This is a genomic window from Comamonas aquatica NBRC 14918 (assembly GCF_000739875.1).
In the GTDB taxonomy this organism is placed as follows: Bacteria; Pseudomonadota; Gammaproteobacteria; order Burkholderiales; family Burkholderiaceae_C; genus Comamonas; species Comamonas aquatica.
Map to the genome: position 1 here is coordinate 1 of NZ_BBJR01000036.1, position 17,637 is coordinate 17,637.

General features: G+C 67.3%; 22 protein-coding genes. 2 read left to right on the forward strand and 20 right to left on the reverse strand.

Annotated elements, in window-relative coordinates:
• Positions 1-349: 349 nt before the first annotated feature.
• On the forward strand, positions 350-1,492 hold the full coding sequence (locus CA2_RS06630) for a S1C family serine protease (protein ID WP_042414240.1): 1,143 nt from the start codon (positions 350-352) through the stop codon (positions 1,490-1,492).
• Positions 1,493-1,677: 185 nt separating this feature from the next.
• Here CA2_RS06630 and tatC read toward each other — a convergent pair whose 3' ends face one another.
• From tatC to CA2_RS06715, 17 genes are all read right to left on the reverse strand, one after another.
• Positions 1,678-2,472, reverse strand: coding sequence for a twin-arginine translocase subunit TatC (gene tatC, locus CA2_RS06635; RefSeq protein ID WP_042414342.1), 795 nt, complete (start codon positions 2,470-2,472; stop codon positions 1,678-1,680).
• Between the two features lie 96 nt (positions 2,473-2,568).
• Positions 2,569-3,057: a Sec-independent protein translocase protein TatB gene (tatB, locus tag CA2_RS06640; RefSeq protein ID WP_042414243.1), complete on the reverse strand. Its 489-nt coding sequence runs from the start codon at positions 3,055-3,057 to the stop codon at positions 2,569-2,571.
• A gap of 40 nt (positions 3,058-3,097) precedes the next feature.
• Complete coding sequence (gene tatA, locus CA2_RS06645) at positions 3,098-3,331, reverse strand: Sec-independent protein translocase subunit TatA (protein WP_042414246.1); 234 nt, start codon at positions 3,329-3,331, stop codon at positions 3,098-3,100.
• A gap of 115 nt (positions 3,332-3,446) precedes the next feature.
• Entirely contained in the window at positions 3,447-3,824 is a 378-nt protein-coding gene (locus CA2_RS06650; RefSeq protein ID WP_042414249.1) for a histidine triad nucleotide-binding protein, read from the reverse strand.
• 54 nt (positions 3,825-3,878) lie between these two features.
• The gene (locus CA2_RS06655) at positions 3,879-4,910 is read right to left on the reverse strand and encodes a patatin-like phospholipase family protein (protein WP_042414251.1); all 1,032 of its coding nucleotides are present in this window, start codon (positions 4,908-4,910) and stop codon (positions 3,879-3,881) included.
• Between the two features lie 28 nt (positions 4,911-4,938).
• A complete protein-coding gene (locus CA2_RS06660; protein ID WP_042414254.1) occupies positions 4,939-5,331 on the reverse strand; it encodes a DUF4870 family protein in 393 nt (130 codons plus the stop codon).
• Positions 5,328-5,723, reverse strand: coding sequence for a phosphoribosyl-ATP diphosphatase (locus CA2_RS06665; RefSeq protein WP_042414257.1), 396 nt, complete (start codon positions 5,721-5,723; stop codon positions 5,328-5,330). The genes CA2_RS06660 and CA2_RS06665 overlap by 4 nt, the downstream gene beginning before the upstream one ends.
• Positions 5,724-5,728: 5 nt before the next feature.
• A complete protein-coding gene (gene hisI, locus CA2_RS06670) occupies positions 5,729-6,118 on the reverse strand; it encodes a phosphoribosyl-AMP cyclohydrolase (RefSeq protein WP_042414259.1) in 390 nt (129 codons plus the stop codon).
• A 203-nt stretch (positions 6,119-6,321) separates the two neighbouring features.
• Positions 6,322-7,122 carry an imidazole glycerol phosphate synthase subunit HisF gene (hisF, locus tag CA2_RS06675; RefSeq protein ID WP_042414262.1) on the reverse strand — a complete coding sequence of 267 codons (801 nt, stop codon included), beginning with the start codon at positions 7,120-7,122 and terminating at the stop codon, positions 6,322-6,324.
• Positions 7,123-7,170: 48 nt separating this feature from the next.
• The gene (locus tag CA2_RS06680) at positions 7,171-8,022 is read right to left on the reverse strand and encodes a D-hexose-6-phosphate mutarotase (protein ID WP_042414265.1); all 852 of its coding nucleotides are present in this window, start codon (positions 8,020-8,022) and stop codon (positions 7,171-7,173) included.
• Positions 8,019-8,777: a 1-(5-phosphoribosyl)-5-[(5-phosphoribosylamino)methylideneamino]imidazole-4-carboxamide isomerase gene (hisA, locus tag CA2_RS06685; RefSeq protein WP_042414270.1), complete on the reverse strand. Its 759-nt coding sequence runs from the start codon at positions 8,775-8,777 to the stop codon at positions 8,019-8,021. Before hisA ends, CA2_RS06680 begins: the two co-directional genes overlap by 4 nt.
• Before the next feature lie 68 nt (positions 8,778-8,845).
• On the reverse strand, positions 8,846-9,514 hold the full coding sequence (hisH, locus tag CA2_RS06690) for an imidazole glycerol phosphate synthase subunit HisH (RefSeq protein WP_042414273.1): 669 nt from the start codon (positions 9,512-9,514) through the stop codon (positions 8,846-8,848).
• A gap of 84 nt (positions 9,515-9,598) precedes the next feature.
• On the reverse strand, positions 9,599-10,240 hold the full coding sequence (hisB, locus tag CA2_RS06695; protein ID WP_042414277.1) for an imidazoleglycerol-phosphate dehydratase HisB: 642 nt from the start codon (positions 10,238-10,240) through the stop codon (positions 9,599-9,601).
• Positions 10,237-11,355 carry a histidinol-phosphate transaminase gene (gene hisC, locus CA2_RS06700; RefSeq protein ID WP_042414280.1) on the reverse strand — a complete coding sequence of 373 codons (1,119 nt, stop codon included), beginning with the start codon at positions 11,353-11,355 and terminating at the stop codon, positions 10,237-10,239. Before hisC ends, hisB begins: the two co-directional genes overlap by 4 nt.
• Before the next feature lie 66 nt (positions 11,356-11,421).
• Entirely contained in the window at positions 11,422-11,862 is a 441-nt protein-coding gene (locus CA2_RS18505) for a PIN domain-containing protein (protein ID WP_042414284.1), read from the reverse strand.
• Entirely contained in the window at positions 11,859-12,143 is a 285-nt protein-coding gene (locus CA2_RS18510; protein WP_042414345.1) for a hypothetical protein, read from the reverse strand. The genes CA2_RS18505 and CA2_RS18510 overlap by 4 nt, the downstream gene beginning before the upstream one ends.
• A gap of 58 nt (positions 12,144-12,201) precedes the next feature.
• Positions 12,202-13,647 carry an aminotransferase-like domain-containing protein gene (locus tag CA2_RS06715; RefSeq protein ID WP_042414287.1) on the reverse strand — a complete coding sequence of 482 codons (1,446 nt, stop codon included), beginning with the start codon at positions 13,645-13,647 and terminating at the stop codon, positions 12,202-12,204.
• Between the two features lie 231 nt (positions 13,648-13,878).
• On the opposite strand from CA2_RS06715, the gene CA2_RS18235 reads away from it, so the two are divergent.
• Positions 13,879-14,166, forward strand: coding sequence for a DUF2917 domain-containing protein (locus CA2_RS18235; RefSeq protein WP_052369854.1), 288 nt, complete (start codon positions 13,879-13,881; stop codon positions 14,164-14,166).
• A gap of 197 nt (positions 14,167-14,363) precedes the next feature.
• Here the strand turns inward: CA2_RS18235 and hisD are convergent, their stop codons facing one another.
• Genes hisD through murA form a run of 3 tightly spaced genes read right to left on the reverse strand, consistent with a single transcriptional unit; the run spans position 14,364 to position 17,628 of the window.
• Positions 14,364-15,680: a histidinol dehydrogenase gene (gene hisD / locus CA2_RS06725; protein ID WP_042414293.1), complete on the reverse strand. Its 1,317-nt coding sequence runs from the start codon at positions 15,678-15,680 to the stop codon at positions 14,364-14,366.
• A gap of 32 nt (positions 15,681-15,712) precedes the next feature.
• On the reverse strand, positions 15,713-16,363 hold the full coding sequence (gene hisG / locus CA2_RS06730) for an ATP phosphoribosyltransferase (RefSeq protein ID WP_042414296.1): 651 nt from the start codon (positions 16,361-16,363) through the stop codon (positions 15,713-15,715).
• Complete coding sequence (gene murA / locus CA2_RS06735; protein WP_042414299.1) at positions 16,360-17,628, reverse strand: UDP-N-acetylglucosamine 1-carboxyvinyltransferase; 1,269 nt, start codon at positions 17,626-17,628, stop codon at positions 16,360-16,362. The genes hisG and murA overlap by 4 nt, the downstream gene beginning before the upstream one ends.
• Positions 17,629-17,637: the final 9 nt, after the last annotated feature.

Genomic DNA, 17,637 nt, shown 5'->3' on the forward strand with positions numbered 1-17,637 from the left:
CAAACTTCAGTTGGTCAGACAGCGCTAGAGCCACGGCAACGGATAGGTGCTAAAGGCAGACCGGACGGTTCTGGCAACTTCACGGTGAGAAGCCGCGGCTTCCTCGGGCGGGCGGGTGTGCCCGTCCAAGAACGAACGCAGTGTGGCGCAGTCGATCGAACATTCTAGGGTTTGCACCAAAAGGGTTTACCCACACATCGCGTTTCGCGAAGCAAATTCGCAAAATAGAGGGGGTTCATCTTTTTTCACGATGGCAACCCCAAAGCGGCACCTCCCACACCCGAGCGCCCGCCAAGGCTTCGCATTTGCGCGTACGCTTTCAGACCATTGCCCCTCCCCACCTGTTGCTATGAAGCGTTACTGGCTCTTGTTCTCCCAGGCTGTCACCGTCCTGCTGGCCGCCTATTTCATCGTGGCGACCCTGCAGCCCAGCTGGCTGCAGCGCGGCGCCACCTACAGCCGCGCCGGCATCTCCCTGCTGGAGGCGCCCTCCGAACCGCGCACCGAATTCGCCCCCGGCAGCCTGGCCGCCGCGGCCCAGAAGGCCATGCCGGCCGTGGTCAGCATCAACACCAGCAAGGAAGTGCGCCACCCGCGCAGCAACGACCCCTGGTTCCAGTTCTTTTTCGGAGATGTCGGCCCACAGCAGCAGACCGGCCTGGGCAGCGGCGTCATCGTCAGCCCGGCGGGCTACATCCTGACCAACAACCACGTGGTCGAAGGCGCCGACCAGATCGCCGTGACCCTGGCCGATGGTCGCATGGCCAACGCCAGCATCATCGGCACCGACCCCGAGACCGACCTGGCCGTGCTGAAGGTGGAGCTGGACAAGCTGCCCGTCATCGTCCTGGGCAACTCGGACCACGCCGTGGTCGGCGACACGGTGCTGGCCATCGGCAACCCGTTTGGCGTGGGCCAGACCGTGACCAGCGGCATCGTCAGCGCCCTGGGCCGCAAGGAGCTGGGCATCAACACCTTCGAGAACTTCATCCAGACCGATGCGGCCATCAACCCCGGCAACTCCGGCGGCGCGCTGGTGGATGTGAACGGCAACCTGCTGGGCATCAACACCGCCATCTACTCGCGCTCTGGCGGCAGCATGGGCATCGGCTTTGCCATCCCTGTCTCGATCGCCAAGCTGGTGCTGGACGGCCTCGTCAAGGACGGCAAGGTCACGCGCGGCTGGATCGGCGTGGAGCCCAACGAGCTGTCGCCGGAGCTGGCAGAAACCTTTGGCGCCAAGGCCTCGCAGGGCGTGATCATCACCGGCGTGCTGCAGGACGCACCGGCCGCGCGCGCCGGCATGCTGCCCGGGGACGTGATCACCGCCGTTCAGGGCCAGGTCGTACGCAATGTGGCTGAGATGATGACCGCCGTGGCCGCCCTGCCCCCCGGCCAGGTGGCCGATTTTGCCGTGCTGCGCAATGGCAGCGAGACCACGCTGAGCATCACCCCCGGCGTGCGCCCGGCACCGCAACGCGCCCGCCGCTGAGACTGCATGCAAAAAGCAGAGCGCCTGCCGCTTGCCGGCAGGCCATTTCCACCATAAAACTCTTAGAAACCGCCTGAATACGAGCGTCCAGCGCTCCTTTTTCAGACAGCATCCGCCCACAAAAAAGCCCGCCCACCATCCAGGTGCGCGGGCTTTTTGCTTCCCCACCAAGGGTGGGTAAGAAATCAATCCGTGGCGGCTTCGGCCTCTTCGTCATCGGGCTTCTTGGACGACTTGGCGAACCAGCCGGCGGCGACGATGCCGACCTCGTACAGCACGCACATCGGGATGGCCAGCGCCAGCTGCGAGATCACGTCGGGCGGCGTCACCACGGCGGCCACGACGAAGGCCAGCACGATGAAGTAGCCGCGGAAGCTCTTGAGCTTGGCGATGTCCACGATGCCAAAACGCACCAGCAGCATCACCACGATGGGCACCTGGAAGGCCATGCCGAAGGCCAGGTACAGCGACAGGATGGCCTCGACGTACGAGGCGATGTCGGGCGTGGCTGCCACGCTCTCGGGCGTGAAGCCCTGGATGAAACCGAACATCTTGTCCAGCACGAAGAACTGCACGAAGGCGATGCCCAGGTAGGCCAGCAGGCTGCCGAACACGATCAGCGGCAGCGCAAACTTCTTTTCATGGGTATACAGGCCGGGCGCCACGAAGGCCCACAGCTGGTACATGATCCAGGGCAGCACCGACAGGATGCCGACCATCATCAGCACCTTCAGCGGCACGAAGAACGGCGAGAACACGCCCACGGCAATCAGCTTCGCATCGGGCGGCATGTGCGCCTTGATGGGGTGGGCGATGAAATCGATCAGCCCGTTCGGTCCGGGCCAGACCGCCAGCACCGCGACCGCCAGGGCAATCCCGTAAATGCAGTACAGCAGGCGATCCCGCAGCTCCATCAGGTGCTGCACAAAGGGCTGCTCGGTGCCTGCCAGCTCGTCGTCTTTGGTGGATTTGTCAGACATGGTCGGAAAAAGCGCCGGGCTGCGCAGCCCGGCCATTCAGGAAAGAAAGCCGCAGCGCACGGCGGGGGGCCCTGCGCTGCGTCACCACGCCCGCGCTCAGCGCTTGGGCTTGAAACGTGCCACCCGGGCAGCGCCCGACTGCACGTGCGTGCGCACGCCGGCGCGCGCCTTGTACCAGCGCGGCACGGCGCCGCGCTTGAGGCGGAAATTCTTGCCCGGATTCTTGTACACCGGCGCCACGGCACTGCGGCTGTCGTAGCTGCCGTAGTCACTGGTCGACGTGCCGCTGTCGTAGTCCGATGCGAAATCGGTGGCCTCGCGCCAGTCTTTCTCGAAATCGCTGGAGGCCGTGTGCACCGTCTGCTCGACATCGCGCGCCGCTGTCTCCACCGACTCCTTCATCTTCTTGAGCTCGTCGAGCTCCATGGAGCGGTTGACTTCGGCCTTGACATCGGACACATAGCGCTGCGCCTTGCCCAGCAAGGTGCCCACCGTGCGGGCCACGCGCGGCAGCTTCTCGGGCCCGATGACCACCAGGGCTACCGCGCCGATCAGCGCCAACTTCGAGATCCCGATGTCAATCATGCCAACGCCCCTGGTCGGTGCTTGCAGCCATGTTCAAGCATCAGCTCTTTTGCTTGGCGTCGACGTCGATGGTGTTCTTATCGGCCTTGGTCTGGTCTGCCACGGCGGCCTTGTCGGCGGTGGCGTCACCAGCGGTGCCGTCCTTCATGCCGTCCTTGAAGCCCTTGACAGCGCTCCCCAGGTCACCGCCCAGGTTCTTGAGCTTCTTGGTGCCGAACACCAAAACCACGATCAGCAGCACGATCAGCCAGTGCCAGACGGAAAACGTTCCCATGAGATTTCTCCTAACGAATACAAGTCATTTTAGACGGGCGGCTGCAACTTGGCGCCGCAGATGGCCTTAGAACACCCGGGTGCAGGCCGCGCCGTCATCCAGTGTCAGCAATCGATCAGCCGTGCTTCCAGGGGCGGGGGCCACCCATCACGTGCAGGTGCAGGTGGTGCACTTCCTGGCCGCCTTCGGTCCCGGTGTTGACCACGATGCGGAAGCCGCCCTCGGGATACGGGTTGCAGCCCTGCTCCAGCGCCAGCTGGGGCGCCAGGGCCATCATCTTGCCCAGCAGGGCTTCCTCGCTCGGACGGACCTGGGCCATCGAGGGGATGTGCTGCTTGGGCACGATCAGGAAATGCACCGGGGCCGCAGGACGGATGTCGTGGAAGGCGAACAGCGTGTCGTCTTCGTACACCTTGCGGCTGGGGATCTGGCCAGCGGTGATCTTGCAGAAAAGGCAGTTCGGGTCGTGCGCAGTCAGTGCGGGCTCGGTCATCAAAGGCTCAACTCTCAGTTCTCGGTGAAGGTGCAGGGCGTGCGGGGTGCACGGTCAGGGATTGTCCACAATCTGCAGGGTCTCGCGCACGCCCACGTCCTGGCGGTGATCATGCACCCATTGCTGGCCCTGGGCGCGCCCCAGCGCAAACAATTTCAGCAGGAAGCCCATGTCCACGCGCGATTTGCTGGCCGCGCCAAAGTGGCTCAGGGCCGCACCGCCGTCGATGCGGTGCATCAGCACGCTCTTGTAGCGCGTGGCATCCAGGCGGCCCTCGGCCAGCAGGCGGCGCACGAAGTCGATGGCGCGCAGCTCGCTGAGCAGGCCGGCGTTGAACATCACCTCGTTCATGCGCTCCATGATGTCGCCCGCCGTCTCGGGCAGCTCATGGTGCTCGATCGGGTTGATCTGCACCAGCAGCATGTCGCGGCAGTCGGTGCGGTAGATCAGCGGGTACAGGGCCGGGTTGCCCGAAAAGCCGCCGTCCCAGTAGTACTGCCCGTCGATCTCGACCGCCTGGTACAGCTGCGGCAGGCAGGCCGATGCCATGACGGCATCGGCACTGAGGCGCTCGCCACTGAAGATCTCGCCCTTGCCGGTGCGCACATTGGTGGCGCAGACAAACAGCCGCGGCATGCCCGGGTGCGGCAGGGCGGCGCGCAGCTGGGCGAAGTCGACCGTCAGCTCCAGCAGCCGGCGCAAGGGGTTGATGTCCAGCGGGTTGGTCTGATAGGGCGACAGGAACTGCGACATCATGCCCATCAGCGGGTTGCTGGCCACCGGCACCCCCAGGGTGAAGCTGCCCATGGCCCCCACGCCCTCCCACAGCTTGCGCAAGGCGTTGCGCGCGGCGCTGCAGCCGGCCGCATGGCGTGCCGCGTCGTCCTTAGGGTGTTGCAGTGCGGCCGTGGCAAAGCCCTGGGCCACGGCGACGGCGTTCATGGCGCCGGCACTGGTGCCGCTGATGCCGGGAAAGCAAAAGCCGCCGTCCTCCAGCAGCGCGTCCAGCACGCCCCAGGTGAAGGCCCCGTGCGAGCCCCCGCCCTGCAGCGCCAGATTCAGACCTTGTGGGGTGGTGGTGCTCATGGGTGGCGGGGGTCTGGGCCATGGCCGCTCAGCGCGGCAGGGCCTCTTGCTGGTTCATGGCGACCATGCCGCGCACGATGCGGTAGAGGAACCACAGCGAGATCACGCACCAGGCGATCCAGCCGGGCACGAAGAACAGCAGCCACAGCGGGGCGGTGAGTACGTACAGCACGCCGGCCCACAGCACGCTGCGGATGCGCCAGGCGAAATGCGAGGCGTGCCAGGTGCCGCTGGCATCCGGGCGCTTGACCAGATCGATGACCAGCGCGATCAGCAGCACCGCCACGCTGACCTGCGCCCCGGGCACCACCGCCGCAATCGCGACGATCAGGTGCAGCAGGTAGCTGACCCAGCCCCAGGCGTTGAGGCCATCGAGCGTGGCCTTGTCGACCGCGCGGACTTCGACGATGTCATCGTTCACTCGCTGTGTCCTTCCTGCGCTGCCCGTGCCTGGGCCTTGCGCAAAGCCTTTTCCTCCAGCCCGCTGGTGCCTTCACGGCGCTCCAGCTCGGCCACGACGTCGGCGGGCGTCAGCCCATAGTGCGACAGGGCAATCATGGAGTGGAACCACAGATCCGCCACCTCGTACAGCAGCTTGCCCTTGTCGGCGCCATGGTCCACGTCCTTGGCGGCCATGACCACCTCGGTGGCCTCTTCGCCGATCTTCTTCAGAAAGGCGTCGGGGCCCTTGTGCAGCAGGCGCGCAACATAGCTTTTGTCGGGGTCGCCGCCGTTCACAGTTTTACGGCTTTCGATGACGGCCGCAAGACGCGCCAGCGCGCCTTCGACCGATGCAGGGTTGTGTGCAGACATGGTGCTTATTTGTAGATGGAGGCAGGATCTTTCAAGACCGGATCGATGGCCACCCACTGGCCGTCCCGCAGCACGCTGTAGAAGCACGAGTGGCGGCCAGTGTGGCAGGCGATGCCGGGCGTGTGGCCCTGCTGGGTGATCTTGAGCAGGATGACGTCGTTGTCGCAGTCGATGCGCAGCTCGTGCACAGTCTGCACATGGCCGGACTCCTCGCCCTTGGCCCACAGCTTGTTGCGCGAGCGGCTGAAGTACACGGCGCGGCCCAGCTCGGCCGTCTGCTGCAGCGCCTCGCGGTTCATCCAGGCGAACATCACCACGTCGCCCGTGGCCTGTTCCTGTGCAATCACGGGCACCAGGCCCTGGGCGTCCCATTTGACTTGGTCGAGCCAGCTCATAGTCATTCCTGTTTGTATAGCTGCCTGCGCAGGCAGACCGCCACTTTCAACGATTAATCCATGGCCAACGCTGATACAACCAGCGCCAGCCGCTCATTTATTTCAAGAGCTATGCCGCCGCACGCCACCGTGGAGCGTTGCGGACCCGGCCCCCTGCGGCATCCATCGCCGCTGCCGCCCAGCCTCCGGCGTGGCCGCCCCACTCACAGGCGCACGGGAATGCCGCGCTCGCGCATGCGCTGCTTGGCCTGCTGCACCGTGTATTCGCCGTAGTGGAAGATGCTGGCGGCCAGCACCGCATCGGCGCCGCCCTGCTGCACGCCGTCGGCCAGGTGGTCCAGGTTGCCCACGCCGCCCGAGGCGATCACGGGCACGCCCACGGCATCGCTCACCGCGCGAGTCAGCGCCAGGTCGAACCCGCTCTTGGTGCCGTCCTTGTCCATGCTGGTCAGCAAGATCTCACCGGCGCCGCGCTGCGCCATCTCGGTGGCCCAGCGCACCACGTCCAGGCCCACGTTCTTGCGCCCGCCGTGGCTGTACACGTCCCAGCCCGGGCCCATGGGCGTGCCGCCGGGGCCGATGCGCTGCTCGTCCTCGGGCGTGCGGCGCTTGGCGTCGATGGCCACCACGATGCATTGCGCGCCGTACTTGTCGCTGCAGGCGTTGATGGTGTCGGGGTTGGCGATGGCGGCGGAGTTGAAGCTGGTCTTGTCCGCCCCCGCGTTCAGCAGGCGGCGCACGTCTTCCACGCTGCGCACGCCGCCGCCCACGGTCAGCGGGATGAAGACCTGGCTGGCCACGGCCTCGATGATGGGCAGGATCAGGTCGCGCCCGTCGCTGGTGGCGGTGATGTCCAGAAAGGTCAGTTCGTCCGCACCCTGGGCGTTGTAGCGCGCGGCGATTTCGACCGGGTCGCCCGCATCGCGCAGTTCCAGAAAGTTGACCCCCTTGACCACGCGGCCCCCGGTGACGTCCAAGCAAGGAATGATGCGTTTGGCGAGCATGAAAAGACTTTTTCTATCGGTTGAACAGCGAACACCGGCGACCGCCCCTCAGGCGACCACCTGCAAAGTTTGGGCCGCCTGCCAGCGCTGCCCCGGGTGCAGGGCCACGGGCTGGTTGATGGCGGCGGCTTCCACGCACAGCATGCGCATCCAGTCGGCGCCCTGCAGGTCCGCCAGGGTCGCGCACAGGGCGGGGCCGGGATTCCAGACCACGGTCTCGGGCCAGGCCGCATCCTGGTGGATGCGCAGCGTGCCGGCCGCATCGCGCAACTCCAGCGGCTGGGCAGGGCGGGCGTAGACGCGGTCCACCTCGGCGCCCAGCGCCACAGCGCCGGCCTGTACCTGCGGTGCAAAGTGGTGGGCCGCATCCCAGCAGGCCGCGCCGTCCAGCCCGTGCAGGGCGGCGATGTCGGCCCCCTGCACCGCCAGGTAGGTGTGCAGCGCGCCGGTGAAAGCGAAGGCGGTGCTGCCGGTGTTGGTGGCCGACAGCGTGATCTGCAGGGTGTCGGGCGACAGCGTCACCGCCAGCTCAGCCTGCAGGGCATGGGGAAAGTCCGGGTGCAGCGGCGCGGCGGCCGCCCAATGCCAGCGCGCGGTGACGGCATGGCCCTGCACCTCGGCCCCCAGCCAGTCCCAGGTGGTGCGCCGCGCCAGGCCATGCTTGGGCAGCGGGCCGCGCTGGTTGAACTGCGGAAAGCACACGGGCACACCGCCCCGGATGGCGGCCGTGCCATCCAGCACGGCACGCTCGGACAGGAACATGCGCTCCTGCCCCCGGGCGTTCCAGGACAGCACCTGGGCGCCGAAATCAGACACCCGCACGCTGTCGCCATGGGGCAGAGTGATGCGCGTGCAGCGCAGGCCGCGCCAGACTTCGCGCGCGGCGGGGGACGGGTTCATCCGGCGTCTTCTTCGTCGCCGCCGTTGAGCTGGTCGGCCAGCTTCTGGCCCGCGGCAAAGTCCAGGTCACCGGTGTAGATGGCGCGGCCGCAGATCACGCCCTCGATGCCCTCGTCCTCGACGGCGCACAGGGCTTCGATGTCCTGGATGCTGGCCAGACCGCCCGAGGCGATCACGGGGATGCGCACCGACTGGGCCAGCTTGACGGTGGCGTCGATGTTGATGCCCGACAGCATGCCGTCGCGGCCGATGTCGGTGTAGATGATGGATTCCACGCCCCAGTCCTCGAAGCGCTTGGCCGTGGGGATCACGTCCTGGCCGGTCAGCTTGCTCCAGCCGTCAACGGCGACCTTGCCGTCCTTGGCATCCAGGCCGACGATGATGTGGCCGCCAAAGGCGCTGCAGGCGTCCTGCAGGAAGCCGGGGTTCTTCACCGCGGCGGTGCCGATGATGACGTACTCCAGGCCCGCGTCGAGGTACTTCTCGATGGTGTCCAGGTCGCGGATGCCGCCACCCAGCTGCACGGGGATTTCACCGTCCACGGCTTTCAGGATCGCCTTGATGGCCGCCAGATTCTTGGGCTGTCCGGCAAAGGCGCCGTTCAGGTCCACCAGGTGCAGACGGCGGGCGCCGGCTTCCAGCCACTTGCGGGCCATGTCAGCAGGGTCACCGAACGTGGTGGATTGGTCCATGTCACCTTGTTTGAGTCGGACGCATTGGCCGTCTTTGAGGTCGATGGCGGGAATCAGCAGCATGATGGGCTAAGGGCTTTGCCTAAGAGTTGGCCTCAGGGTGAAGTGGCCAGGGTTGAAGAAATCGGTGCTTACGGGTTCCAGTGCAGGAAGTTGCGGTACAGCTGGATGCCGTGGTCCGCGCTCTTCTCGGGGTGGAACTGCGTGGCAAAAATCTTATCGCGTGCGATGGCGGATGCAAACCGCCCCCCGTAATCTGTCTCAGCGGCGCAATGCGCGGCGTCAGCGGGTTGCGCATAAAAGCTGTGCACAAAGTAGAAGTAGGCCCCGTCGGGGATGCCGTCCCACATGGCGTGGCGCACGCCGCCAGGGGCTGTGGGCACGACCTGGTTCCAGCCCATCTGCGGCACCTTGTAGCGGCTGCCGTCGGGCTGGGTGCGGCCGGCCAGGTCAAAGCGGCGCACCACCCCGGGGATCAGGCCCAGCGCCGGGGTGTCGCCCTCTTCGCTGTGGTCCAGCAGCATCTGCATGCCCACGCACACGCCAAACAGCGGCTTGGTGGCGGCGGCTTCCAGCACGGCTTCCTGCAGGCCCGAGGCCTGGAGCGCAGCCATGCAGTCGCGCATGGCGCCCTGGCCGGGCAGCACGATGCGGCCGGCAGCGCGCACCTCGGCCGGGTCCTGGGTGACGATGACGCGCACGTCGGTCCCGGCGGCCGCATGCAGCACGGCCTGCGAGACCGAGCGCAGGTTGCCCATTTCGTAATCGACCACGGCCACGGTGTTGTTCATGGAACTCATAGCACTTTGCGCTGGTTGTTGCTGGTTTTCAGCAGGCTTTGGCTTGGAAACCCAGGTTTCACTAGCGCAAGCCGCTCACATTGTTCAGAGACTGCCCTTGGTTGAGGGGATCACGCCGGCCATGCGCTCGTCGCGCTCCAGCGCAAAGCGCAGGGCCCGGGCGAAGGCCTTGAAGATGGTCTCGCACTGGTGGTGGGCGTTGAAGCCCTTGAGGTTGTCGATGTGCAGCGTCACGCCGGCGTGGTTCACGAAGCCCTGGAAGAACTCGTAGACCAGCTGCGTGTCCAGCTCGCCGATGCGGCCGGCGGTGAACTTGCAGTCCAGGTGCAGGCCGGGGCGGCCCGAGAAGTCGATCACCACGCGGCTCAGGGCCTCGTCCAGCGGCACGTAGGCATGGCCGTAGCGGCGGATGCCCTTCTTGTCGCCCACGGCCTTGGCAAAGGCCTGGCCCAGGGTGATGCCAATGTCTTCCACGGTGTGGTGGCCGTCGATGTGCAGGTCGCCCGCGCACTCGATGTCCAGGTCGATCAGGCCGTGGCGCGCGATCTGGTCCAGCATGTGGTCCAGAAAGCCGATACCGGAGTTCAGCCGCGCCTTGCCGCTGCCGTCGAGGTCCACGCGCACCTGCACGCGGGTTTCGGCGGTGTTGCGCTGCACTTCGGCGACGCGGGGGTGGTGGCCCTCAGCGGTGGCGGGGGCGGTGGAGGGCACGAGGGCGTTGCTCATAACGATTCCTTCAGGGCTGCCAGCATCTGGGCATTTTCTTCACGGGTGCCCACGGTCAGGCGCAGGCAGTTGGCCAGCAGCGGGTGCATGGCCGAGACATTTTTCACCAGCACGCCCCGGGCCTTCATGGCGGCCTGCGCGGCGGCGGCATCGCGCACGCGCAGCAGCACCATGTTGGCTTCGGACGGCCAGACCTTGTCCACGCCGTCCAGCGCGGTCAGGGCATCGATCAGCGGCTGGCGCTCGGCACGGATGGCGGCGGCCTGCTCAGCGTACAGCGCGGCGTGTTCCAGTGCAAAGATGGCGGTTTCGCAGTTCAGCACGCTGATGTTGTAGGGCGGGCGCACCTTGTCCAGCTCGTTGACCAGGGCGGCGGGGCCGATCAGGTAGCCCAGGCGCGCGCCGGCCAGGCCGAACTTGGACAGCGTGCGCATCAGCAGCACGTGGGCGTTGCGCGCCGGGTCGGCCTGCATGTTGCGGATCCAGCTGCGGCTGGCAAAGGGCTGGTAGGCCTCGTCCATGACCACTAGGCCGCCGATGGCACCAACGGCGTCGATCACGGCCTGCACCTGGTCTTCGGGCCACAGCGTGGCTGTGGGGTTGTTGGGGTAGGCGATGTAGGTGATGGCGGGCCGGTGCTGCGCAATCGCCGCCTGCATCGCGGGCAGGTCCAGTTCGAAATCCGGCGTCAGGTGCACACCCACGAAGTCCAGGCCCTGCAACTGGGCGCTCAGCGGGTACATCACGAAGCCGGGCATGGGCGCCAGCATGGTGGCGCGGCCGCCCGCGGTGGGCTGGGCCGTGGCCAGCGCCAGCAGGGTGATGATCTCGTCCGAGCCATTGCCCAGCAGCACGGCGCTGCCAGCGGGCGCGCCGGCGTAGTCAGCCAGCATCTGCTTGAGGACGTCCAGGCGCTCGCCAGGGTAGCGGTTGATCTCGAGGGCGCCCAGGCGTGCGCCCAGCGCCTGCTGCAGCGCGGCCGGCAGGCGGAAGGGGTTCTCCATGGTGTCCATCTTCAGCAGGCCCTGGGCGGGCTGCACGTGGTAGGCCGACATGGCGCGCACATCGGCGCGGATGCGTTGCATGGCTCGTTGCTGGGTCTCTGGCACTGTCATCGTCTTACTTTCTTGCGGGAACCTGCGTTGGCCGGCATGGCACGGACTGCCATGGTCTGGGGGCGCTCAGGCTCCTTCCACGGCCGGTGCGGCCTGCTGCAGCGGGTGCACCACGGTCACGCCGCCAAATTCCGCGCCATGCGGCAGGTGCAGGCTCAGCATCTGCGCGCAGCCGCTGTGCTGGGCGCAGGCCACGGCCAGGCAATCGCCGAAGTCGAGCTGGTGGCGGGCCTGCACGGCCCATGCGGTCTCCAGCGTGGCGCTGTCGGTTTTCCAGGGGGTCCAGGTCTGGTAGCGGCGGATGGCCGCGCGCGCATCGCCCTGCGACATGGGCCGGGGGGCGGTGGTCACCTGGTCGTAGAACTCCACCAGGGCCTGGTGGCTGGTGCGGCCGCTGCGGCGGCGCCACAGCAGGTCCAGCCAGTCCAGCGTGGCGGCATACAGCGCGCCGCCGCCCACGTTCTCCGCCGCGATCAGGACCGAGGTATCGACAAACACCGGGTTCATGCGGCATCCCCGAGGGCGGTGGATTTGGCATCTTTTTGGCCTGCAGCGCGCTGGCTGCTTGCGCTGCGCGCTACGGATTTCGCAGGCGCCTGGGCGCCCTGCTGCCAGCTGCGCTCGTCCGTGCGCCAGGCCAGGTAGGCGCGCTCGTAGGCGTCCTCGCGCTGCATCATCTCGGCCATGAAGTCACCCAGCATGCGCGAGACACTGGTGCCGCGCCGTGCTGCCTCGATGCGCGCCCAGTCGAGCACGCTGTCTTCCACGGTGATGGTGACGTTCTTCATGCCGCCCATCGTACACGAAATTCGTGTTGCACGAAATTCGTGTGACAACAGATCCCTGTCAGACCGTGGTCGCACCGCGCAGCAAATGCCGGGCAATCTCGCCCACGCGGCGCAAGGCGTCGAGATGCTGCGCGGTCCAGTCGCCTCCGAGGCCAATCCGCACGCCCTGCGGGAAACGCCCGGCCGCACCGAACAGCCGCCCGGGCGGGATCAGGATCTGCTCGGCCAGGCAGGCTTCGTGCAGCGGCACGGCGCCCACGCCCTGCGGCAGCTCCAGCCACAGCAACAACCCGCCCGGCGGATCGCTGACCCGCGTGCCCGCCGGAAAACACTGGGCAATCACCTGCCGCGCCTGGTCCACGCGCACCGCAATCGCGGCGCGCAACTGGCGCATGGCGGCATGGTGGCCGGCCTGGGTGATCAGGTCGGCCAGCGCCAGCTCCAGCACAGCCGACTGGCCTCCGGCCTGCATTTCCTTGATGTGGCGCACCTGCGCCGTCCAGCGACCGGCTTCCAGCCAGCCCAGGCGCAGGCCCGGCGCCAGCGTCTTGGAAAATGAATGGCACAGCATCACCTGGCCGCTGCTGTCATAGGATTTGAGCGTGCGGCGCATGGCATCGCCCTCGGCCAGATCGGCATAGATGGCATCTTCGATCACCGGCAGCCCATGCTGCGCCGCCAGTTGCACCAGGCGCTTGCGCTCGGCCTGCGGCATGCAACTGCCCAGCGGATTGCTGAGGGTGGGCACCAGCACCAGGGCCTTGACCGGCTGGGTGTCGAGCGCCAGCTGCAGCGCGTCCACCGACAGGCCATGGCGGGGGTGCGTGGGAATCTCCAGGGCCTTGAGCTGCAGCGACTGCAGCACCTCCAGAAACGAAAAATGCGTGGGCGACTCCAGCGCCACCACGTCGCCCGGCTGGGTCACCGCACGCAGGCACAGGGCCACGCTGTCCATGCACCCCCCGGTGATGACGATGCGCTCCGGGTCCAGGCTGCACCCCAGGCCCACCGCATAGCGGGCCAGGGCGCGGCGTGCGTCTTCGTGGCCACTGGCATCCGGGTAGGTGGACAGCAGATGGCGGTGCTGCTGCACGGCGCGCGTGACGGCCCGGCGCACGCGGTCGGTCTGCAGCAAGTCCGGCCCCGGCGTGCCGCTGCTGAAGGACAGCATGCCCTCGGGCTGCTTGCGCCCCAGCACACGCTGCCCCAGCCAGTCTTTGGACAGCGCGCGCGGCCGGCGCAGGGGCTGGACCGTGCTGGGCTCCGGCAGCTGGACCGGGCGCGCGGCCACATAGAAGCCCGAACGCGGGCGGGCCGTGATCAGCTGCGCATCTTCGAGCCAGTGGAAGGCCTGCACCACCGTGGTCTGTGCCACGCCATGCTGGCGGGCCAGCGCCCGCACCGAAGGCAGCTTGTCGCCGCGCGCCAGGGTGCCCTGGCGTATGCACTGGGCCAGGGGTTCGGCAATCTGCAGATACAGAGGAAGGGAGGCAGCGGAATCCATGCCGGCATTCTGTACCACCCCAGGCCACCACCTGCAGTACAGATACCCATGTCGACCATGCAGCACAGAAGGCCCAGGCCCTGCGCCTGTACCGGTCCGCTTCACACCGGACTGCGGCTGTTGCCGCCCGCGGCCTTGCCCGACAGTGGCGGCATGTATGCGATCCACATCCCCTTCCGCGCAACCCGACACACGTCACCCATGGCACCGGCAGGCGCTGGGAATGGCGGAGTGGGCCCCGAACCCTGCACCCCAGCACCGCCCTGGAAGCCCCTGCCTCTGCAGGCAGCCGGTACGGTGCAGGCCTTGCGCATTCCCAAAGGCCGGATGGCGGTGCTGGAATGCCAGCAGGGCCGGCTGTGGCTCACGCAGCAAGACCTGCTGAACGACCGGTTTGCCGAAGCCGGCCAGCGCCTGTACTGCCCGGGCCCCGCCCGGCTGTACCTGGGTGCGCAGGGGCAGGCGCCGGCCCTGGTGCGCTGGGCGCTGCTGCCCCCAGGCAGTGGTACGCCGGCATAAGCGGCTGCGGCGGTCGCAGAGGCTAGTCCCTGGGCGGTCGCTGGGGGCGGCGCGCAGCCGCCAGGCTGCTGAAAGATGCCGTGCGACGGCAGGCAGCCATGGGACACGCGGGCGCAGCGTGCGTGCCTGCCACCACCGAACGGACGAAAAAAAGCCGTGGACGCGCCACGGCTGGTGCAGACCTTGCGGCTCGCGTTTTATTTCAAGCGCATCTCGGCGGCACGGGCGTGGCCCTGCAGGCCCTCGCCATGCGCCAGCACCGAGGCGATCTGGCCCAGCACCTGGGCGCCCTGTTCGCTGACTTCAATCAGGCTGCTGCGCTTCTGGAAGTCGTAGACCCCCAGGGGCGAGCTGAAGCGCGCCGTGCCGCTGGTGGGCAGCACGTGGTTGGGGCCGGCGCAGTAGTCGCCCAGCGATTCGCTGGTGTAGGCCCCCAGGAAGATGGCGCCCGCGTGCTTGAGCGCCGGCTCCCAGCGGTGCGGGTCGTGGCTGGAGACTTCCAGGTGTTCGGGCGCGATGCGGTTGGAGATGGCGCAGGCCTCGTCCATGTCGCGCGTCAGGATCAGCGCGCCACGGTCGTTCAGGCTCTTGGCGATGATGGCCTGGCGGGGCATCTCGGGCAGCAGGCGGTCGATGGCGGCCTGCACCGCGTCGATGTAAGCGGCATCGGGGCACAGCAGGATGGACTGGGCCAACTCGTCATGCTCGGCCTGGCTGAACAGGTCCATGGCCACCCACTCGGGCGGTGTGCTGCCGTCGGCCAGCACCAGAATTTCCGAGGGGCCAGCAATCATGTCGATGCCGACCAGGCCAAACACGCGCTTCTTGGCGCTGGCCACGTAGGCGTTGCCGGGGCCGGTGATCTTGTCCACCTTGGGCACGGTGGCCGTGCCATAGGCCAGGGCCGCCACGGCCTGGGCCCCCCCGATGGTGAAGGCGCGGGTGACGCCGGCCACATAGGCCGCAGCCAGCACCAGCGCGTTCTTCTCGCCCTTGGGCGTGGGCACGACCATGATGATCTCGGGCACACCGGCCACATGGGCCGGGATGGCGTTCATCAGCACGCTGGAGGGGTAGGCGGCCTTGCCGCCGGGCACGTAGATGCCCACGCGGTCCAGCGGCGTGACCTTCTGGCCCAGCAAGGTGCCGTCCTCGTCGCGGTAGCTCCAGCTTTCGCCGTTGGCCTTCTTCTGCGCCTCGTGGTAGCTGCGCACGCGGCGCGCGGCGGACTCCAGCGCCTCGCGCTGCACGGCGGGCAGGCTGTCGAAGGCGGCTTTCAGTTCCGCCTGGTTCAGCTCCAGCGCGGCCATGCCATCGGCGGGCAGGCCGTCGAAGCGCGCGGTGTATTCCAGCACGGCGGCATCGCCGCGTTGCTGCACGTCGGCCAGGATGTCGGCCACGCGCTGCTCGATCGCAGCATCCGTGTCGGCCGACCAATGCAGGCGCTGCGCAAAATCATGCTCGAAATTGGCATCCGCGGTGGACAGACGGAGGGGAGTAGCTGCGATTTCCATAGTGCTTGGACGGTGACAGTGGGGAAAGGGAATCAGGGGTTCTTGGCGGCAACCGCCTGCGCGAACGCATCGAGGATGGGGCGCAGGGTCCGCTGCTTGAGCTTGAGCGAGGCCTGGTTGACCACCAGGCGCGAGCTAATGTCCATGATGGGTTCGACCTCGACCAGGTCGTTGGCCTTGAGCGTGTTGCCGGTGGACACCAGGTCGACGATGGCATCGGCCATGCCGGTCAGCGGCGCCAGCTCCATGGAGCCGTAGAGCTTGATCATGTCCACGTGCACGCCTTTTTCGGCGAAGAAGTCGCGCGCGATCGTGGAGTACTTGGTGGCCACCTTCAGGCGTGCGCCCTGCTTGACGGCATGCTGGTAGTCAAAGCCCTTGCGCACGGCCACGCTGACGCGGCACTTGGCGATCTGCAGGTCCAGCGGCTGGTACAGGCCCTGGCCGCCGTGCTCGATCAGCGAGTCCAGGCCCGACACGCCCAGGTCCGCACCGCCGTACTGCACGTACACCGGCACGTCGGAGGCGCGCACCAGCACCACCCGCACCTCGGGGTTGGTGGTGTCGAAAATCAGCTTGCGCGACTTGTCCACGTCTTCCGTGACCACGATGCCGGCCGCGGCCAGCAGGGGCACGGTTTCTTCGAAGATGCGGCCCTTGGACAGGGCGATGGTGATGCTCATTGCGACACTCTTTCAATATCGGCGCCCAGGCCGCGCAGCTTGGCTTCCATGCAGTCGTAGCCACGGTCCAGGTGGTAGATGCGGTCCACCAGGGTCTCGCCCTTGGCCACCAGGCCGGCGATCACCAGGCTGGCCGAGGCGCGCAGGTCCGTGGCCATCACAGTGGCGCCGCTCAGGGGCACGCCGCCGACCACGGTCGCCAGGCGGCCGTCGGTGGTGATGTGCGCACCCAGGCGCAGCATCTCGTTGACGTGCATGAAGCGGTTTTCAAAAATCGTCTCGGTGACCGTGCTGGTGCCCTCGGCCACCAGGTTCAGCGCCATGAACTGCGCCTGCATGTCGGTCGGGAAACCCGGGTATTCCGTGGTGCGGAAGCTCTGCGCCTTCAGGCGGCCCTGGCTGCGGATGCGGATGCCACCGTCCTCGGCCTGCACCTGCGCACCAGCGTCCACCAGCTTGTCGATGACGGCGCCCAGGTGGTCGGCACGGCCGTGGCGCAGGAACGCCTCACCGCCCGTGGCCGCCACAGCGCACAGGAAGGTGCCGGCCTCGATGCGGTCGGCCACCACTGCGTGTTCACAGCCGTGCAGCGCGTCCACACCGCGGATCACGATGCGGCTGGTGCCGTGGCCGCTGATCTGCGCGCCCATCTTGATCAGCATCTCGGCCAGATCGGTGATCTCGGGTTCCATGGCGGCGTTTTCCAGCACCGTCTCACCCTCTGCCAGCGCCGCGGCCATCAGGAAGTTCTCCGTGCCGGTCACGGTCACCATGTCGGTGGTGATGTGCGCGCCCTTCAGGCGCGTCCAGCCCGCGGGCAGGCTGGCGTGCATGTAACCGTTTTCCACGGTAATGATGGCGCCCATGGCCTGCAGACCCTTGATATGCTGGTCCACGGGGCGCGAGCCGATGGCGCAGCCGCCGGGCAGCGACACCTTGGCACGGCCAAAGCGCGCCAGCAGCGGGCCCAGGGCCAGCACCGAGGCGCGCATGGTCTTGACCAGCTCGTACGGGGCTTCGGGGTTGTTCAGCGCACCGGCATTCAGCTGCACGGTGCCGTGCTCGTCGCGCTCGGCCGTCACGCCCATGTTGCGGATCAGCTTGAGCATGGTGTTCACGTCCTGCAGACGTGGCACGTTGTGCAGGGTGACGGGCTGTGCCGTCAGCAGTGCGGCGCACAGTTCTGGCAGGGCGGCGTTCTTGGCGCCGGAGATGTGCACTTCACCGTGCAAGGCACGGCCACCGCGGATGAGGAGTTTGTCCATGGCGTGGGA

What these genes read in the sequence shown, in the direction of transcription:
- CA2_RS06630 (WP_042414240.1), top strand. Translation starts at nt 350, where the DNA reads ATGAAGCGTTACTGGCTCTTGTTCTCCCAGGCTGTCACCGTCCTGCTG.
- CA2_RS06715 (WP_042414287.1), bottom strand. Translation starts at nt 13,647, where the DNA reads ATGGATTCCGCTGCCTCCCTTCCTCTGTATCTGCAGATTGCCGAACCC.
- hisH (WP_042414273.1), bottom strand. Translation starts at nt 9,514, where the DNA reads ATGAGTTCCATGAACAACACCGTGGCCGTGGTCGATTACGAAATGGGC.
- hisC (WP_042414280.1), bottom strand. Translation starts at nt 11,355, where the DNA reads ATGACAGTGCCAGAGACCCAGCAACGAGCCATGCAACGCATCCGCGCC.
- hisB (WP_042414277.1), bottom strand. Translation starts at nt 10,240, where the DNA reads ATGAGCAACGCCCTCGTGCCCTCCACCGCCCCCGCCACCGCTGAGGGC.
- hisI (WP_042414259.1), bottom strand. Translation starts at nt 6,118, where the DNA reads ATGAGCTGGCTCGACCAAGTCAAATGGGACGCCCAGGGCCTGGTGCCC.
- tatB (WP_042414243.1), bottom strand. Translation starts at nt 3,057, where the DNA reads ATGATTGACATCGGGATCTCGAAGTTGGCGCTGATCGGCGCGGTAGCC.
- tatC (WP_042414342.1), bottom strand. Translation starts at nt 2,472, where the DNA reads ATGTCTGACAAATCCACCAAAGACGACGAGCTGGCAGGCACCGAGCAG.
- tatA (WP_042414246.1), bottom strand. Translation starts at nt 3,331, where the DNA reads ATGGGAACGTTTTCCGTCTGGCACTGGCTGATCGTGCTGCTGATCGTG.
- CA2_RS06665 (WP_042414257.1), bottom strand. Translation starts at nt 5,723, where the DNA reads ATGTCTGCACACAACCCTGCATCGGTCGAAGGCGCGCTGGCGCGTCTT.
- CA2_RS18505 (WP_042414284.1), bottom strand. Translation starts at nt 11,862, where the DNA reads ATGAACCCGGTGTTTGTCGATACCTCGGTCCTGATCGCGGCGGAGAAC.
- hisG (WP_042414296.1), bottom strand. Translation starts at nt 16,363, where the DNA reads ATGAGCATCACCATCGCCCTGTCCAAGGGCCGCATCTTCGAAGAAACC.
- hisF (WP_042414262.1), bottom strand. Translation starts at nt 7,122, where the DNA reads ATGCTCGCCAAACGCATCATTCCTTGCTTGGACGTCACCGGGGGCCGC.
- CA2_RS06655 (WP_042414251.1), bottom strand. Translation starts at nt 4,910, where the DNA reads ATGAGCACCACCACCCCACAAGGTCTGAATCTGGCGCTGCAGGGCGGG.
- hisD (WP_042414293.1), bottom strand. Translation starts at nt 15,680, where the DNA reads ATGGAAATCGCAGCTACTCCCCTCCGTCTGTCCACCGCGGATGCCAAT.
- murA (WP_042414299.1), bottom strand. Translation starts at nt 17,628, where the DNA reads ATGGACAAACTCCTCATCCGCGGTGGCCGTGCCTTGCACGGTGAAGTG.
- CA2_RS06650 (WP_042414249.1), bottom strand. Translation starts at nt 3,824, where the DNA reads ATGACCGAGCCCGCACTGACTGCGCACGACCCGAACTGCCTTTTCTGC.
- hisA (WP_042414270.1), bottom strand. Translation starts at nt 8,777, where the DNA reads ATGCTGCTGATTCCCGCCATCGACCTCAAAGACGGCCAATGCGTCCGA.
- CA2_RS18510 (WP_042414345.1), bottom strand. Translation starts at nt 12,143, where the DNA reads ATGAAGAACGTCACCATCACCGTGGAAGACAGCGTGCTCGACTGGGCG.
- CA2_RS06680 (WP_042414265.1), bottom strand. Translation starts at nt 8,022, where the DNA reads ATGAACCCGTCCCCCGCCGCGCGCGAAGTCTGGCGCGGCCTGCGCTGC.